The following is a 15143-nucleotide window of genomic DNA, read 5'->3' as shown; positions in this document are numbered from 1 at the left end:
GCGGCCTCACACCCTACGAATACATCGCCAAGCTCTGGACCTCAGAGCCAGAACGCTTCATCGTCAATCCGATCCACCAGATGCCGGGACTGAACACCTAGCCGCGCGAGGTCGTGCGCCGACGTTTAGAAGTCGGCGGCTAGAAACAGTAGCGCGCGGCGTTTGTCGCTCAGCCGACATAGACCTGAGCCACGACAAGGGCGGCGATGATCCAGTGAAAGGCGACGGCACCGTTGTTGTAACGCGCCATGCCGTTTCGCGTCTCTGCCATGCTTTGCGCCTTTCTTATGCTGCGCCGGAAAGGTGCTGGAACAGGATCGACCCGCCAATTGCGACGAGGACGAAGCCACCAAGGATGCCCGCATATCGGCCAAGGTAAGGGCCGACATGCCTGCCGAGGATCATTCCACCCGTCGCAACCACCGTCGTGACGCCACCGATAACTGCGCACGCGACCCAAAGGTTCACGTCCATGAGCGCGAGGGAAACACCCACAGCCGCGGCATCGATGCTGGTTGCGATTGCGGTTGCCGCCAGGCGCCAGAAGCCGAGGTTAGAGGGCTCGTCGGCCGCCGCGGTGTCTTCCTTCTGGACGGCTTCGCGGATCATATAGGCACCGACTGCCAGCAAGAGACCAAACGCCACCCAATGATCGTAGCTGGCGATCCAGTCGTTCAGCATGAAGCCGAGAAGGTAACCGATCGCCGGCGTCAGCGCTTCGAAGAAGCCGAACACGACGCCGACGCGCATGGCGTCCGACCAGCGGCTCTTCTGCTCCGTTGCGCCTTTGCCAAGCGAGGCGGCAAAAGCGTCGACAGACAGGCTGGCGCCAAGGGCGCCCAGCGTAAGGATACCAGTCATAGTAATTCACTCAGGGGCCGGACCGACAACGACGAGCCCACCTCCGGCCACAAAGAGGCGACGCGTCGTTGGTCTTGCCTGGCAGGCCTAAAAGCCTGCTGTCCACGCCACGGCCGCGATCCGAAGACGCTACCGATCATGTTGACGAGAACCCCGCGGTGCGGGTGGCTACTCCCCAAGAACACCGCAGCATCTAGCGGTGGATGCCAGTTGCCGCAACAAGGAACCAGGGGTAGGGGGTAGGGGTATGTCGCACATTCATAACAATAATGCGGACCTGATCGCCCGCGTGCGCCGCATTGCCGGTCAAGTGGCGGCCGTCGAGCGCGAGCTCACGGCAGAGGCATCGTGCGACAAGGTGCTGCACCTCGTCGCCGCTGTTCGAGGGGCGGTGAACGGCCTCGTCGAGGAGATCATCGCCGACCATCTCGAGGCCCACGTCGCACGCGCTGGTCTGACCGATGAAGAGCGCACCAAGGGCGCCGACGAACTACTGGCGGTGATCCGCCGCTACTCCAAGTAGGACCGGCGATGGCTTCGGCATCCGAGATCGGCGCCTATGCTCACGATCACGTCTTCCTCGGCGCGTCGCATGACGAGAATGCCCGCCGTACGCGCTGGGTCGTCGCGCTGACCGCCGTCATGATGGTGGGCGAGATTGTCGCCGGCTACTGGACCGGCTCGATGGCGCTGCTCGCCGACGGCTTCCACATGGCGACGCACGCCGGTGCACTCACAGTTGCGGCGCTCGCCTATGCTTATGCCAAGCGTCACGCGCGCAGCCCGGTCTACAGCTTCGGTACCGGCAAGGTCGGCGATTTGGCGGGGTTTGCTTCGGCGATGGTCCTTGGCCTCATCTCGCTCGGGATCGGCGTCGAGTCCGTCGCCCGCCTGTTTCAGCCGATCACCGTGGCGTTCGGTGAGGCGACCTTGATCGCGGCGCTCGGCCTTCTGGTGAACATCGCCTCCGCCTTCCTGCTTTCCGGCTCCCACGGCCATGGTCACGGTCATCATCATGGTCATGATCACCACCACGGGCACCATCATGGACATGCCGGGCACAGCGATGCGCACGGAGGCGACAACAATCTGCGCTCGGCCTACATCCACGTGCTCGCGGATGCGCTGACTTCCGTGCTCGCGATCGCCGCGCTGGTCGCCGGCCGTTATCTCGGCTGGGTCTGGATGGATCCGGTGATGGGCATCGTCGGCGCCGTCGTGATCGCCCGCTGGTCGTGGAGCCTTATGCGCGACACCTCCGCCATCCTGCTCGACCGCACCGATGATCATGTCGCGGACGAGATCCGCGAGCTGGTCGAAGCACCGGGCGACACGCGCATTGCCGACCTCCACGTCTGGCGGGTCGGGCCGGAGGCGCACGCCGCCATCGTCAGCGTTGTTGGCGATCCGAGTGTCACGCGCGACGTTATCCGCCAGCGGCTCGCGTCCGTGCACGAACTGTCGCACACTACGATCGAGCGGCTCTGAGCCGTGAAGTCGCCCTGCGTTGATCTATGCGGCTTTGATGGCCGCAGCGGCTGGTGCCGCGGCTGCAGCCGTTCGCGCGAGGAAGTGCGGCGCTAGCGCAACCTCCGGCCGGGTGAGGCACGGCGCGTGCTGGACGAACTCCCACGCCGGCTCTCCAAGCTCGGCGCTGAAGCCGCTTCCCGGTCGGGCACAAGCTGATGCTCTACCTGGTTATCAAGGCGCTGATCTCTGGTATTCTGATTGCAGCCGCCTCGGAGATCGCGAAGCGCTATCCTGGCTTCGGCGCGCTGATTGCGTCGCTGCCGCTCGTGTCGGTGCTCGGCATGATCTGGCTGTGGAGTGAAAAGCCGGACGCGGAAAACATGGCGGCACATTCGGGCGCAACGTTCTGGTACGTTCTTCCCTCCCTGCCGATGTTTCTGGTGATCCCCGCCCTGCTGCGACATGGCTGGCCGTTCTGGCTCGCGCTGGTGCTGGGATGTCTGCTGACGATCGTGCTCTACTCGGCGATGACCTTGATCACGCCACGGTTCGGTCTCCGGCTCTGATGGGAACGGAACGGGGTTACCTCGCTTCGGCGACGTGGTAGAGAGGCACTCGTGCGCAAGCTGCTGCCCTTCTTTGTCTGCCTGATGCTGGTCCTGACCAGCTGGTCCGGCATGGCGCATGCCGCCGAGGCGGTGGGTGGCAGCATGGGGGGTATCGAATTCACGGTCCACATGTCCGGAGACGGAGATGAAGCGCCTGCGGACAGCGACAAGGCCGTGCCGCACCACCACAGCATCTGCCATGGTCACGATATCGGGACTCCTGCCCACCTTCAGGGCGCTCCGCTTCATGCACGTGTAACCAACCAGCGACCGGTCTGCGGCGCTGATGTGCTTGTTGCTGCCGACGGCAGCGTCAGTCCGAGACCTCCAAGAGCCTGACGATCCGACCGGGTGCGCACCCGCGCCCGTGATTGGCATTTCGTCAGGAGCATCTTCTTCATGCATCGTATCATCGCGGCCGCGTTGGCCGCAGGCGCCCGCGCATCGTCGCTGCAGGCGCAGACCAGCCCGCCCGTTGCGGAAGCGGCGGCCGGCTGGATCTACTCGCTCGACCAAGCGGTCAGCGCCGCCGGGGGGTCGGCTCCCGCTGCAGAGGCAGCCGGGGCTGCCGTCGAGGCTGCCCGCGCCGGCCGGACCGTCGCAGGTCTTCGTCCCAACCCGGTCGCACAAGGGCAGATCGAAAACGTCGTCGGCAGTGGTCCGTACACCGGGCTTCGGAGTGCCGAAACCACGATTGCGCAAGGATTGAAGCGGTTGCAGGATCGGCTGATCTGCCGGGTAGAGGGACGATGATATGCAGCATGTTCTGTTGACGGGCGCTGCGGTGCTGACGATGGCTCTGGCCGCCAGCCCGGCGATGGCAGCCGATTGCAGGGATCTGGCCGCGCTGAAGCTGCACAACGTCAGCATCTCGAACGCCGAGGCGCAATCCGCGCAAACCCTGCCGGCCGATCCGATGAGTGCGATGACCGGCGCCGCCCCACGCGAAACTCAGGTGGGCGAGCATTGTCTGGTGGAAGGCAAGATCGACGATCGCCAGGGGGTGGGCGGGCGCTACGGCATCCGCTTCCAGATCCGCATGCCAAAGGATTGGAACGGCCGCTTCCTGTTTCAGGGCGGCGGCGGCACCGACGGATTTCTCGCGCTGGCGGTCGGGCTGATCCCCAGCACCGGATCGACCGCGAAGCCCGCCATCCGACGTGGCTATGCCGTGGTCAGCATGGACGGCGGCCATGCGCAGCCCAATCTGGATTTCGCCAAGGATCAGCAGGCACGGCTGGATCTCGGCTATGCCGCGATCGGCAAGGTGAGCGACACGGCCAAGGCGCTGATCCGCGCCTTTTACGGAAAGGGGCCGAGCGAATCCTATTTCATGGGCTGTTCCAACGGCGGGCGCGAGGCGATGCAGGCCGCGATGCGCTTTCCGACCGAATTCGACGGGATCGTGGCGGGCAATCCCGGTTTTCACCTGAGCCACGCGGCAATCGGATCGGTATGGAACCTGCGCCAGTTCCAGCGGATCGCGCCGGACGGGGAATTGTGGCGCGCGCTGACCCCCGCCGATCTGAACGTGGTAGCAGCGGAAGTGACCAAGCAATGCGACGCGCTGGACGGGGTCCGCGACGGGATCGTGGCCGCATTCGGCCAGTGCCGGTTCGATCCGAAGGCGCTGCGCGGCAAGCTGTCGAAGGCGAAGCTCGATGCGCTGGTGGCGGTGATGAACGGCGCGCATGATGCCGCGGGCAACCCGGTCTATGCCAGCTGGCCGTGGGATCCGGGGATCGGCGCGCCGGGCTGGCGCGCGTGGATGCTGGGCACCAAGGAGCGGCCGGCGATGAACCAGTCGCTCAGCGCGCCGTCGACCGGCCAGTTGTTCCTCACCCCGCCGCGCGATGTGGCGGCCAGCCCCGATTACGCGGCGCTGGCGCGCGACGTGGCGCAGGTAGGCGGCTATTTCGATGCCAACCATACGTTTCTGAGCACCTTTGCCAGCCGTGGCGGTAAGATGATCGTCTTTCAGGGGGCGGCCGATCCGATCTTCTCCGCCAACGACATCACGCAGTGGCAGGCGGCGGTGTCGGCGGATACCGGGCCGGACGTGTCGCGCCTGTTCGTGGTGCCGGGCATGAACCATTGCGGCGGCGGCCCGGCGTTCGACGATTTCGACCCGTTGACGCTGCTGGAGCAATGGCGCGAAACCGGCACCGCGCCAGAACATATGCCCGCCAAGGCACCGACCATGCCGGATCGGGCCATGCCGATCTGCGCATTCCCGGCTTATGCCCGCTACACTGGCGGCGATCGGAATGCGGCCGGCAGCTACACCTGCGCCAGATCGTAACGGCGACCGGGGCGGGCGCGTGGCGGTGCGACACCGGCCACGCGCCCACCTTTCGCCTTATCCGGCGGCCTGCCCGATCCGGCCGATCACACGGTGCAGCGCGACCGCATCGTCGAAGCTGGGCGCGGTGCGCGATCCGGTGCGGATGTCCTCGGCGATGCGGGCATAGACCGCCGCGACATTGCGGGCGGGCTGCGCGTCCGGCAGGCCGGCGCCATAGTCCGGCGGCACCGTGATATCCTGCAACGCGCCGTCGTCGCCCGTCGCGCCGCGCAAGGAAAGTTGCACCATCTGCGTGTGCCCGTTGGCGCCGGTGACCTCAATCACGCCGGCGCTGCCCTCGATCGTCCACAGGAAGTTGGTGCCGGGCGTCATCCCGCCGCGATAATGGAGCGACAGCGATCCACCGCGTTTCAGCGTGCCGAACGCCATGATCTGGTCGGCCGCGCTGCGGGTGAAACGTTCGCCGGTTGGCTCCACCGTCACCTCCGGGCGGCGGATGTCGAGCCGGGCGTCGATCTCCGCCACGTCGCCCAGCACGTCGCGCATGGCGGCAAGGAAATGCCCCATCGGGATGGTCAGCATCGTCGCGCCGTTCACGCGATCGTAGAGGTAGCGCAGGTCCTCCGTCGTGCGATCACCCCAATTGCCGCCCGATGCGATGACCGAGGTGGACAGCACGTCGCCGACATAACCGTCTGCGATCAGTTTCCTGAGATACAGGATTTCGGGCGCGGAGCGTGCCTGCGTGCCGACAGTCGCGACCACGCGTTTCTCCCCGGCCAGCGCGGCGAGTTCCTCCGCTTCGGCGAGGCCGTTGCCCAGCGGCCATTCGCAATGGACATGCTTGCCCGCCGCGATCGCCTTGCGAACCAGTTCCAGATGGTGCGGCACCTTCACCGTGACGACGACCAGATCGACCTCGGGCGAGGCGACCAGTTCGTCCGCGCTGGCGAAGGCGTGTTTCAGGCCGAGCGCGTCCTTGGTCCGCTGGGCGCTCTGGGCGCTGCTATTGGAGACGCCGACGATCTCGAATTGGTTGGCCAGCACCCGGAGCGCGGGCAGATGCGCCGCAGCCGCCCAGTGGGCATCGGGGTTGAGGCCGATGAAGCCGATGCGGATGGGCTGGGCAGGCATGGGGGCAATCCTTCGGTTGTTTGCGCGATGTTCAGGCGAGCCCGGCGGCGCGCCATAACCTGTCGTGGAAGATGGGGAGAATAGCGGGCGGCATGTAGGGGGCGACGCGGCTTTGCGTGTCCAGATGCATCGCGGCGCGCACCTGGCCGGAATATTGCGGCCAGTCGGGCAAAGCGGGGGCCGCCGGCTTGCCGATCCTGGCGAAGGTGACCCAGGCTTCGGACACAGTCTTGGCCAGCGCCTGCGCCGCAGCGCCGCCCTGGGTCATAACCTGCCCTGCTTCGGTCGCCACATTGTCGAACACGAAGGGGATTTCGATGGTGTGGGGGGAGAACAGCTTTCCGTCCGCGATCGGCGTCATCCAGTCGAAGCGATAACCATAGACCGGCGCTGCGCCCGGCACCGCCCGAGCGTCCAGCACGGCGGAACTGAGCGCCCCCATCATGTAATCGGACACGATGCGGAACCATAAGGCGGAAGGGCTGTAATCGGGAAAGTCGCCCCTGTAAGTGTCGAGGATGGTCGCCGCATCGCCTTCGAACATGCCGGTGACGCGCTTGCGCAGCCCGGCCGCGTCCAGTGTATAGGCCGCCTTGTCCCCCAGCATGAACAGCGACATTTCGGTGCCGTTCCGGCTCACCATCAGCGGCACCTTCTTAGCGCTGTTGACGGACGTGGGATCATAGACATGCGCGGGCAGGAAGCCGTCCTCCAGCACCGGCAAGAAGCCACTGAGGAAGCCCGGCGCGGCCATCGACGGCGGGCCGTCGCCCGTGACCGTGTTCTCCGCGGCGACCACCTGTTCGAAGCAGGCCCGGCGCGCAGCAATTCTGGCGGCGGCCCGCACGATGATCGGCGCCCACGGGTTCGATGCGGTGACGATGAGCAGTCTGGCGGGGGTGGGGGGGCGGGCCTATCGAAGGGTGCGCTCTACCTATATTTCCGCAGCAAGGAGGAATTGCTGCTCGCCCTGTTCGAGGATGCGCTGGAAACGCTGGTCGCCCGGATCGAGCGGGAAGCCGACGCGCGAACGCTGGTGGAGGTGATGGCGCGCACCCCGCGCGAGGTGCCGCTGTTCCTGCCGCTGCTGGCGCGCATCGTCGCCATGATCGAGGTTAACGTGCCCGATCCACCGCTTTTCGCAGCCAAGCGCAACATGCTCGCTATGTGCGCGCGCGTCGCTACCGTGATCGAGCGCGCGACCGGCGCCGGTTTCGATCAGGCGCGCGAGGCGGCATCGGTCCTCATGCTGACCATGCAGGGCGCGGCCCATGCCGATATTTCCGCACAACGCGATCCGGCGACGATCCCGCCGGATCTGCGCACCGCCTTTCGCGCGCAGGCGTTCGAAAACCGCTTCCCCGCCGCCGTGCGCCTGATTCTGACGCCGCTGTTCGCGCAGCCGAGTTGATCGCCCGCGCGGCAGTTCCTCATTTTCCCCCAAGAGGTATTTCACCATGAACTGCAGTTACGATTTTTCCGGCTAGGTGGACTTCATTACCGGCGCCAGCCGGGGGCTGGGCCTCGCCACCGCGCGAGGCTTTGCGCGGGCGGGCGCGGCCGCGGTGCTGGCCGACGTGGACGAGGCGGGCGTGCGCGATGCGGCTCGGGCGCTGGTCGATTACGGGCTGACGGCCAGCGTCATCGCCTGTGACGTGACGAACGAGGATCAGGTGGCCGCCGCCGTGGGCCACGCGGTGGAGAAATACGGGCGGCTCGACATGGCCTACAACAATGCCGGTATCCAGGTGCCGCAAAGCGATCCCGCCGATCAGGACGCCGCCGATTTCGACAAGGTCAGCGCCATCAATCTGCGCGGCATCTGGGCCGCGATGAAGCACGAACTCAGGCACATGCGCGAACAGGGCAGCGGGGCGATCGTCAATTGTTCCTCGGTCGGCGGCATCGTGGCGCAGGACGAACTGGCCGCCTACAACGCCACCAAGCACGGCGTGATCGGCGCCGCGCTGCCGGTCGATGGCGGCTTCACCATCAACTGAAGCCCGCCGGTAACGTAATTTCGCCGCGACACCGGCTTTGGATGGCCATGTCGGGAGACAGGCTCGCATTACCGTTCAGCAGAAAGGTCAAAGCCTGCCCGGATACGCCCAAATCCCCGACTGAGACCGTCCCAGCGACGTGCGTGGACTCGCCCACTCGCGTGTGTGCGTCTTTCCTATCCGGCAAACGGAGATTCTGTTTGCCTGGATCACGTGAAGCCAATGTCGCGTCGCGCTCATGCTACAGTGTTGAACGGACAGGCGCGTTCTTTCAGTCGCCGCGTTCCATGCTGCAATTGCGAAAATTTCACACGGCAGTGAATTGTTCGCACCGTCGTCCATCTTGTCGCAGGTCACCGCCGGGCATATTAGTTAGCACGCTAATGATTATGCCGCGGACCCATCTCGAAGCCGAATATGTCCGGCGCCTGCTCCCTCTGGGCCGCAATTGGCGGCGCGCGGCCGATCGCGCGCTGGCGGCTTGCGGCCTCTCCTCCGCCGCGGCGTGGCCGGTGCTGTATGTCGGGCGGCTGGGGGAGGGCATTCGCCAGTCCGCTCTGGCCGAGGCGCTGGAGGTGGAGCAGGCGTCTCTGGTGCGCCAGCTCAACCTGCTGACCGGGGCGGGCCTGATCGAACGCAGCCCCGATCCGGCGGACCGGCGGGCCAATCTGCTCCACCTGACGGCGGAAGGGCGCGCCATGGCCGCCCGGATCGAGGCGATCGTTGCCGAATTGCGCGCCCGGGTGCTGGGCCCGGTCAGCGATGCGGACCTTGCCACCGCGCTCGCCGTGCTGGAACGCGCGGCACGGGCGCTGGAAGAGGACGCGGGCTGATGGCCGCCCCCACGCAACCCTCCCCGGCGCCGCCCGCGCCGGGCCGTCCGGTGCATGGCGCGGCGAGCGCGCTCGCGGCACGCTGGACCCGGCTCACCTCCGGGCCGGGGGCGGACGGGGCGCTCTACGCGCTCAAATGCTGGGCTGCGTCGATGCTGGCCGCCTATGTGGCGCTGCGCATCGGCATGCCGCGCCCCTATTGGGCGATGATCACCGCCTATATCGTCAGCCAACCGCAGGCGGGCGCGGTGCGGTCCAAGGCGCTGTTTCGCGTGCTGGGCACGGCGCTGGGCGCGGCGGCGACCATCGTCATGGTGCCCAATCTGGCTAATGCGCCCGAACTGCTTTCCCTCGCCATCGCGGTGTGGGTGGGGCTGTGCCTCTACATTTCCCTGCTGGACCGCACGCCACGCAGCTACGTGATGCTGCTGGCGGGGTATACCGCCGCGATCATCGGCTTCCCCAGCGTGGCGCAGCCGGGCGCGATTTTCACCATCGGCGCGCTGCGCGTGCAGGAAATCACCATCGGCATTCTCAGCGCCACGCTGGTGCACGGGTTGATCGCCCCGCTATCGGTGACGACGGCGCTGCTGGCGCGGATCGACGGCTTCGTGGCCGATGCGGAACGCTGGTCCGGCGATGCGCTGGCGGGCGCGCTGGGCGGCGATGCGAATGCCGCGCTGGACCGGGACCGGCGCCGCCTCGCCTCCGACATCACCGATCTGCATCTGATGTCCACCCATCTGCCGTTCGACACCGCGCGCCTGCTGCCGCGCGTGCGGGTGGTGCGCGCATTGCAGGATCGGCTGTCCATGCTGCTGCCGCTGGGCGCGGCGGTGGAGGACCGGCTGCGCCTGCTGGGCCGCGAACATGGGATGCCGCGCGATCTGGCCGATCTGGTGGCGGATGCCTGCGCCTGGCTGGCGCAGGGCGCCCCGGCGGCGGGGGCCGAGGCGCTGATGGCGCGGGCCCGGGCACTGGAACCGGCGGATGCGGCGAAGCCGGGCGCGCTGCTGCGCCTCAGCCTGCTGGCCCGGCTGGCGGAACTGGTCGGCCTGCACCGGCAGGTGCGGCTGCTGCGCGAACAATTGCGTTCGCCGGACAGGCGCGCGGTCGATCCGCAGGTGGCCGCGCTGCTATCCGAACGATCCCGCCGCCCGCTGCACCGCGATCACGGCTTCGCCCTGCGCTCCGCCGTGGCGGCGGTGGCGGGCATCCTGCTCACCTGCGCGATCTGGATCGCCACCGACTGGCCCCAGGGCGGCATCGCGGTGATGATGGTGGCGGTGTTCTGCAGCCTGTTCGCCGCGCTGGACGATCCCACGCCCGCGATCCGCGCCTTCATCCTCTACACCCTGATGTCCCTGCCGGTATCCGCTTTCTACCTGTTCGGGGTGCTGCCGCATGTGGACGGCTTCCCCCAATTGGCGCTGGCGCTGGCGCCGGCCCTGCTGGTGTTCGGGCGGCTGATGTTCGATCCCAGAACCACGCTGCCCGGCCTTGCCATGGCGCTGGGCCTGCTCGGCTCGGTCGCTTTGGGGGAACGCTATTCGGCCAGCTTCCCCGGCTTCGTCGATGGCGCATTGGCGCAATTGGGCGGGGCGGGGATCGCCTTTGCCACCACCCGCCTGCTGCGCACGCTGGGCGCGGACTGGAGCGCGCGGCGCCTGATCCGCGCCGGATGGCGGGACGTGGTGGCGATGGTGGATGGCCGGGTGGAGGACGTTTCCGCCTGGAACGGCCGGATGCTGGACCGGCTGGGCCTGCTTACCCCCAGGCTGGGCGCCATCGACCCGTCGGACCGGCACGCCGCCACCGACCTGCTCAGCGATCTGCGCGTGGGCCTGCTGGTGGCGGAACTGACAGCGCTGGGGCGGCGCCTGCCGGATGCGGGCGGGCCCGCTTTCTCCGGCGCGCTGCAGGCGGTGCGCGATCATTACCGCGCCCGCCTCTCCGGCGCGCCGCGCCCTGGCGCCGATGACGCGCAAGCCGGCCTGGCGCGGATCGATGCCGCCATCGGTGCGGCCCACGCCATCGCCGATCCGGCCACGCGCCGGGCCGCGCTGATCGCGCTCACCGGCGTGCGCCGCAATCTCCATCCTGCCGCCGCGGCCCCGCAAGCAGGGGTGGCGGCATGAGGGGGGAAATCGCGATCGGCGGCGTCTATCTGCCCGGCCTGCTGGTGCTGGCCGTCCTGGCCCTCCTATTGCTGTGGCCCCTGCGTCTGGGGCTGGACCGGCTGGGCCTCTACCGCTGGACGGGCTCGCGCCCGCTCACCGATCTGGCCCTGTTCGTGCTGACGCTGGGCCTGATCGTCCTCGTCACCCTGCCCGGCGCGGTGCCGGGCCTGACGGAATTTCTGCCATGACCCGTTTCGGTCCCCTCCTCGCCCGCTGGGGCGCCACTCTTCTGCTGATCCTGGCCGCGCTGGCGGTGGGGCTGTGGCTGTGGCAGCATTACGAGCAAGAGCCCTGGACGCGCGACGGCCGCGTGCGCGCCGATGTGGTGCGCGTGACGCCGGACGTCGCCGGGCTGGTGACCGAGGTCGCTGTGACGGACAACCAGCAGGTGGAGCCGGGCGATCTGCTGTTCGTGGTCGATCGCCCGCGCTATCGCCTGGCCGTGGCGGAGGCGAACACCGCCATCGCCAGCGCCCGCACCGCGCTGGCACAGGCGCGACGAGAGGCCGCGCGCGACGTGGCGCTGGGCGAATTGGTAGCCAAGGAAACGCATGAGCAGAACCTGGCCCGCGTCGATACCGCGCAGGCGCAATTGCAGCAGGCGCTGACCCGGCGCGAGGGCGCCGAGCTTGATCTGGAGCGCACCAATGTGCGCGCGCCGGTGCACGGCACGGTCACCAATCTCAATCTGCACAAGGGCGATTACGTTTCTTCCGGCCAGCAGGCGCTGGCGCTGATCGACCGCGCATCCCTGCGGGTGGAGGGCTATTTCGAAGAGACCAAGATCCCGCGCATCCATATCGGCGATCCGGTGGAGGTGGAACTGATGGGGGACGATCACGTGCTGGAAGGCCGGGTGGAAAGCATCGCGGCGGGCATTTCGGATGCCGACCGTGCCACCGGGGAAGGAGCGCTGCCCGCCGTGGACCCGACCTTCAACTGGGTGCGGCTGGCGCAGCGCATTCCGGTGCGCGTGCGGCTGACCAAAGTGCCCAAGGGCGGGCGACTGATTTCCGGGCGCACCGCCACGGTGACGGTGCTGCCGCCCGAGCATCGGCCCGCAACCCGCACGGCGGCCACCGGCCACGATCCGGCCGATATGGTGGGGCCGCGCACCGGGGCCGCGCGCCCGTGAGCCGTCATCTGCCTAGATTGCCGATGCTGACCTCCCTGCTCGCCCTGGGGGCCTGCACCACCGCGGGGCCGGATTTCCACGTGCCCGATAGCGCCACCGTGCGCGATCCGGCGGCACAGGCGCCCTTCGCCTCCGCCACGGATGCGGCCTTCGCGCAGGCACCGGTGCCCGATCGCTGGTGGGAATTATACGCCGATCCTGCGCTCAACACGCTGGTGGTGCAGGCGCTGGCCCGGAATGCGGATCTGCGCGTGGCGCAGGCCAATCTGGAGCAGGCGGGCGCACTGGTGCGGCAAGCGGAGGCCGGGCGCGCCATCGTCACATCGGTGGGCGGCGGCTCCACTCTGGCGCGGCGCAACGGCACCGGGGCGGGGCTTCCGGGCACGCTGGGCTACGATATCGGGGTCAGCGCGTCCTACCCGCTGGACCTGTCCGGCCGCATCACGCGCGGGATCGAGGCCGCGCTCGCCAATGCGCAGGCGGTGGAGGCGGCACGCGATTATGCCCGCGTGGCCGTGGCCGCGGCCACCACTCGCGCTTATCTGGGCGTGTGCACCGCCAATGGGCGGCTGGCCGCGCTGGACCGCGTCCTGCGCCTGCAACGCGCCACGCTGGACGTGACGCAGCGATTGCAGCGCGGCGGGCGCGGCACCGCCTTCGACGTCACCCGCGCGCAAGGGGCGGTGGATGCCACGCTGGCGCAGCGCCCTTCGGTGGAGGCGGATCGGCAGGCAACCCTGTTCGCGCTGGCCGCGCTGCTTGGCCGTCCGGCGCGCGACTATCCCGCCGAGCTGGCCGATTGCGCCAGCCCGCCGCGCCTCGCCGCGCCGCTGCCGGTGGGCGATGGCGCGGCCCTGCTGCGCCGCCGCCCCGATATCCGGGAAGCGGAGCGGGACGCCGCCAGTGCCAGCGCCGGCATCGGAGTGGAGATGGCGCAGCTCTATCCGCAGATCAGCCTGGGCGGATCGGCGGGCTTTACCGGGCCGCTATCGGGCGTGGGATCGGAGGACGATTTCCACATCAGCCTGGGCCCGCTGATCAGCTGGTCCTTCCCCAATCGCCCGGTGGTGCGCGTCCGGATCGACGCGGCGCAGGCGGTGGAGCGCGCCGCGCTGGCCCGGTTCGACGCCACCGTGCTGGACGCGCTGAGGGAGACGGAGACCAACCTCACCCGCTACGCGCGCGAGCGGGAGCGGCTGGCCGATCTCACCCGCGCCCGCGACACCGCCGCGCGCGCGGCGGAGCAGGCGGGCAAGCTCTACCGTTTCGGGCGGGCCGATTTCCTGCAATTGCTGGATGCACAGCGCAGCCTGGCGGAAGCGGAATCGACGCTGGCCATCTCCCGCGCGCAATTGCTGGACCGGGAAGTGGACGTGTTCCTGTCCCTGGGCGGCGGCTGGGCCACCACCGGCGCGTGATCATGCGCCCGAACACCGTAAACATACCGATGGCGGCACGTCGGGACGCCCCGTCATCCGCCGATCAGTCTATCAGCATTTGCTGTACATAGGTCATCGTCAGCGCGATGGTGCGGGCGGATCGCTTGATGTCCGCGCCGGAACCGTGCCCGCCCTCGGTGTTCTCGTAATAAAAAAGGGCACGCCCATCCCCGCCATCTTGGCGGCGAATTTGCGCGCGTGCCGGGGCCCACGCACGGCGGCAAAGGCGCGCAATGCGCCAAACTCGCTGGGGTGGATCATGTCTGACAGAGAAGCATTGTTATGGTCAGTACTCGTTGATCACAGCCAGAAGATGACGGTGGCAGCGAGGGTGACGGCGGGGAAGAAGACGGTCGGGCACCGATCGTAGCGGGTGGCGACACGGCGCCAGTCCTTGAGCCGACCGAACATGATCTCGATGCGGCTGCGGCGCCGGTAGCGGCGCTTGTCGTACCTGACCGGCTCGTTGCCTGATCGCCGGCCCGGGATGCAGGGCTGGATGCCCTTGGCCTGCAGAGCGTCGCGGAACCAATCGGCATCATAGCCGCGATCACCGAGCAGCCACGGCGCTTCGGCAAATCGTCCAGCAGTGCGGCCGCACCGGTGTAGCCGCTGACCTAGCCTGCTGTCATGAGGAAGCTAAACGGGCGGCCGTTTGCGTCAGCAACGGCATGGAGCTTGGTTTTCATGCCACCCTTGGTGCGTCCTATCAGGCGGCCGAGATCGCGTTTCTAACCCGCAGGCTTGATGCCGTGCGGTGCGCCTTGAGGTAAGTCGCGTCGATCATCACGGTCCTGGGTTCGGCATCCACCGCAGCCAGCCCTTCCATTATTCGCGTGAACACGCCCGCCTCGCCCAAGCGCTTCCACGATTGTACAGCGTCTTGTGCGGACCATAGTCCGTGGGTGAGTCCCGCCAACCCAGCCCGTTGCGGTTGACGAACACGATGCCGCTCAGCACCCGTCGGTCATCGACCCGAGGCTTGCCATGGCTCTTGGGAAAGAACGGTCGCAGGCGCACCATCTGCTCGTCCGTCAGCCAAAACAGGTCGCTCATGCCAGTCTCCTTGCGGAGCCTGAATCATCTGTGGACGCCCCTTCGGTTGCAAGCGGTATCTGGAAGTTCTGACACGTAGTCGGATGCTGCCATCTGTCCGGCCTGTAATGCAGCGGCAAGCT

General features: G+C 67.8%; 17 protein-coding genes and 3 pseudogenes. 15 read left to right on the top strand and 5 right to left on the bottom strand.

Going from position 1 to position 15143, the window contains the following annotated elements; genetic code table 11:
• A pseudogene (locus ACBY01_RS16415) lies at positions 1–101 on the top strand (IS481 family transposase); the annotation flags it as partial.
• Between the two features lie 184 nt (positions 102–285).
• Here the strand turns inward: ACBY01_RS16415 and ACBY01_RS16410 are convergent.
• Positions 286–861 (bottom strand): manganese efflux pump MntP, encoded by a 576-nt coding sequence (locus ACBY01_RS16410; protein ID WP_416462050.1) that lies wholly within the window; start codon positions 859–861, stop codon positions 286–288.
• Positions 862–1108: 247 nt separating this feature from the next.
• Between ACBY01_RS16410 and ACBY01_RS16405 the strand changes: the two genes are divergently transcribed.
• The 7 genes and pseudogenes from ACBY01_RS16405 (at position 1109) to ACBY01_RS16375 (ending at position 5241) form a co-directional block, all read left to right on the top strand.
• Positions 1109–1384, top strand: coding sequence for a metal/formaldehyde-sensitive transcriptional repressor (locus ACBY01_RS16405; RefSeq protein ID WP_416462048.1), 276 nt, complete (start codon positions 1109–1111; stop codon positions 1382–1384).
• An 8-nt stretch (positions 1385–1392) separates the two neighbouring features.
• Positions 1393–2349, top strand: coding sequence for a CDF family Co(II)/Ni(II) efflux transporter DmeF (gene dmeF / locus ACBY01_RS16400; RefSeq protein ID WP_416462046.1), 957 nt, complete (start codon positions 1393–1395; stop codon positions 2347–2349).
• 3 nt (positions 2350–2352) lie between these two features.
• Positions 2353–2445, top strand: a complete 93-nt coding sequence (locus tag ACBY01_RS16395) for a DUF1289 domain-containing protein (RefSeq protein WP_416462045.1) — start codon at positions 2353–2355, stop codon at positions 2443–2445.
• A 101-nt stretch (positions 2446–2546) separates the two neighbouring features.
• On the top strand, positions 2547–2897 hold the full coding sequence (locus ACBY01_RS16390) for a DUF3147 family protein (protein ID WP_416462044.1): 351 nt from the start codon (positions 2547–2549) through the stop codon (positions 2895–2897).
• Between the two features lie 51 nt (positions 2898–2948).
• A complete protein-coding gene (locus ACBY01_RS16385; RefSeq protein ID WP_416462043.1) occupies positions 2949–3278 on the top strand; it encodes a hypothetical protein in 330 nt (109 codons plus the stop codon).
• Positions 3279–3338: 60 nt separating this feature from the next.
• Positions 3339–3635: pseudogene (locus ACBY01_RS16380) on the top strand (TolC family protein); the annotation flags it as partial.
• A 58-nt stretch (positions 3636–3693) separates the two neighbouring features.
• Entirely contained in the window at positions 3694–5241 is a 1548-nt protein-coding gene (locus ACBY01_RS16375; RefSeq protein ID WP_416462042.1) for a tannase/feruloyl esterase family alpha/beta hydrolase, read from the top strand.
• 57 nt (positions 5242–5298) lie between these two features.
• Here the strand turns inward: ACBY01_RS16375 and ACBY01_RS16370 are convergent, their stop codons facing one another.
• Both ACBY01_RS16370 and ACBY01_RS16365 read right to left on the bottom strand, forming a co-directional pair.
• Positions 5299–6378 (bottom strand): Gfo/Idh/MocA family protein, encoded by a 1080-nt coding sequence (locus ACBY01_RS16370; protein WP_416462041.1) that lies wholly within the window; start codon positions 6376–6378, stop codon positions 5299–5301.
• 31 nt (positions 6379–6409) lie between these two features.
• Positions 6410–7225 carry a carboxylesterase family protein gene (locus tag ACBY01_RS16365; RefSeq protein WP_416462039.1) on the bottom strand — a complete coding sequence of 272 codons (816 nt, stop codon included), beginning with the start codon at positions 7223–7225 and terminating at the stop codon, positions 6410–6412.
• Between ACBY01_RS16365 and ACBY01_RS16360 the strand changes: the two genes are divergently transcribed.
• The 7 genes from ACBY01_RS16360 to ACBY01_RS16330 all read left to right on the top strand — a co-directional run bounded on the left by ACBY01_RS16360 (position 7178) and on the right by ACBY01_RS16330 (position 13944).
• Entirely contained in the window at positions 7178–7789 is a 612-nt protein-coding gene (locus tag ACBY01_RS16360; RefSeq protein WP_416462051.1) for a TetR/AcrR family transcriptional regulator, read from the top strand. The two genes, ACBY01_RS16365 and ACBY01_RS16360, sit on opposite strands and share 48 nt — an antisense overlap.
• 76 nt (positions 7790–7865) lie before the next feature.
• The gene (locus tag ACBY01_RS16355; RefSeq protein WP_416462038.1) at positions 7866–8378 is read left to right on the top strand and encodes an SDR family NAD(P)-dependent oxidoreductase; all 513 of its coding nucleotides are present in this window, start codon (positions 7866–7868) and stop codon (positions 8376–8378) included.
• A gap of 389 nt (positions 8379–8767) precedes the next feature.
• A complete protein-coding gene (locus ACBY01_RS16350) occupies positions 8768–9211 on the top strand; it encodes a MarR family winged helix-turn-helix transcriptional regulator (protein ID WP_416462037.1) in 444 nt (147 codons plus the stop codon).
• Positions 9211–11349, top strand: coding sequence for an FUSC family protein (locus ACBY01_RS16345; protein ID WP_416462036.1), 2139 nt, complete (start codon positions 9211–9213; stop codon positions 11347–11349). Before ACBY01_RS16350 ends, ACBY01_RS16345 begins: the two co-directional genes overlap by 1 nt.
• Entirely contained in the window at positions 11346–11579 is a 234-nt protein-coding gene (locus ACBY01_RS16340) for a DUF1656 domain-containing protein (RefSeq protein WP_416462034.1), read from the top strand. The genes ACBY01_RS16345 and ACBY01_RS16340 overlap by 4 nt, the downstream gene beginning before the upstream one ends.
• A complete protein-coding gene (locus ACBY01_RS16335) occupies positions 11576–12526 on the top strand; it encodes an efflux RND transporter periplasmic adaptor subunit (RefSeq protein WP_416462033.1) in 951 nt (316 codons plus the stop codon). Before ACBY01_RS16340 ends, ACBY01_RS16335 begins: the two co-directional genes overlap by 4 nt.
• A 23-nt stretch (positions 12527–12549) precedes the next feature.
• Positions 12550–13944 carry an efflux transporter outer membrane subunit gene (locus ACBY01_RS16330; RefSeq protein ID WP_416462032.1) on the top strand — a complete coding sequence of 465 codons (1395 nt, stop codon included), beginning with the start codon at positions 12550–12552 and terminating at the stop codon, positions 13942–13944.
• A 321-nt stretch (positions 13945–14265) separates the two neighbouring features.
• Here the strand turns inward: ACBY01_RS16330 and ACBY01_RS16325 are convergent.
• Positions 14266–14586, bottom strand: a pseudogene (locus tag ACBY01_RS16325) (transposase); the annotation flags it as partial.
• Between the two features lie 207 nt (positions 14587–14793).
• Positions 14794–15021 carry a transposase gene (locus ACBY01_RS16320; protein ID WP_416462030.1) on the bottom strand — a complete coding sequence of 76 codons (228 nt, stop codon included), beginning with the start codon at positions 15019–15021 and terminating at the stop codon, positions 14794–14796.
• Between the last annotated feature and the right edge of the window lie 122 nt (positions 15022–15143).

This window comes from Sphingomonas mangrovi (genome assembly GCF_047975845.1).
Lineage (GTDB): Bacteria > Pseudomonadota > Alphaproteobacteria > Sphingomonadales > Sphingomonadaceae > Sphingomonas.
Note: the sequence above shows the minus strand (reverse complement) of the source record. Positions and strands in the feature narration are given on the sequence as shown.

Excerpts from the sequence above, each read along its gene's own strand:
- ACBY01_RS16410 (WP_416462050.1), bottom strand. The coding sequence starts at position 861 with ATGACTGGTATCCTTACGCTGGGCGCCCTTGGCGCCAGCCTGTCTGTC.
- ACBY01_RS16405 (WP_416462048.1), top strand. The coding sequence starts at position 1,109 with ATGTCGCACATTCATAACAATAATGCGGACCTGATCGCCCGCGTGCGC.
- dmeF (WP_416462046.1), top strand. The coding sequence starts at position 1,393 with ATGGCTTCGGCATCCGAGATCGGCGCCTATGCTCACGATCACGTCTTC.
- ACBY01_RS16390 (WP_416462044.1), top strand. The coding sequence starts at position 2,547 with ATGCTCTACCTGGTTATCAAGGCGCTGATCTCTGGTATTCTGATTGCA.
- ACBY01_RS16375 (WP_416462042.1), top strand. The coding sequence starts at position 3,694 with ATGCAGCATGTTCTGTTGACGGGCGCTGCGGTGCTGACGATGGCTCTG.
- ACBY01_RS16370 (WP_416462041.1), bottom strand. The coding sequence starts at position 6,378 with ATGCCTGCCCAGCCCATCCGCATCGGCTTCATCGGCCTCAACCCCGAT.
- ACBY01_RS16350 (WP_416462037.1), top strand. The coding sequence starts at position 8,768 with ATGCCGCGGACCCATCTCGAAGCCGAATATGTCCGGCGCCTGCTCCCT.
- ACBY01_RS16345 (WP_416462036.1), top strand. The coding sequence starts at position 9,211 with ATGGCCGCCCCCACGCAACCCTCCCCGGCGCCGCCCGCGCCGGGCCGT.
- ACBY01_RS16340 (WP_416462034.1), top strand. The coding sequence starts at position 11,346 with ATGAGGGGGGAAATCGCGATCGGCGGCGTCTATCTGCCCGGCCTGCTG.
- ACBY01_RS16335 (WP_416462033.1), top strand. The coding sequence starts at position 11,576 with ATGACCCGTTTCGGTCCCCTCCTCGCCCGCTGGGGCGCCACTCTTCTG.
- ACBY01_RS16330 (WP_416462032.1), top strand. The coding sequence starts at position 12,550 with ATGCTGACCTCCCTGCTCGCCCTGGGGGCCTGCACCACCGCGGGGCCG.
- ACBY01_RS16320 (WP_416462030.1), bottom strand. The coding sequence starts at position 15,021 with ATGAGCGACCTGTTTTGGCTGACGGACGAGCAGATGGTGCGCCTGCGA.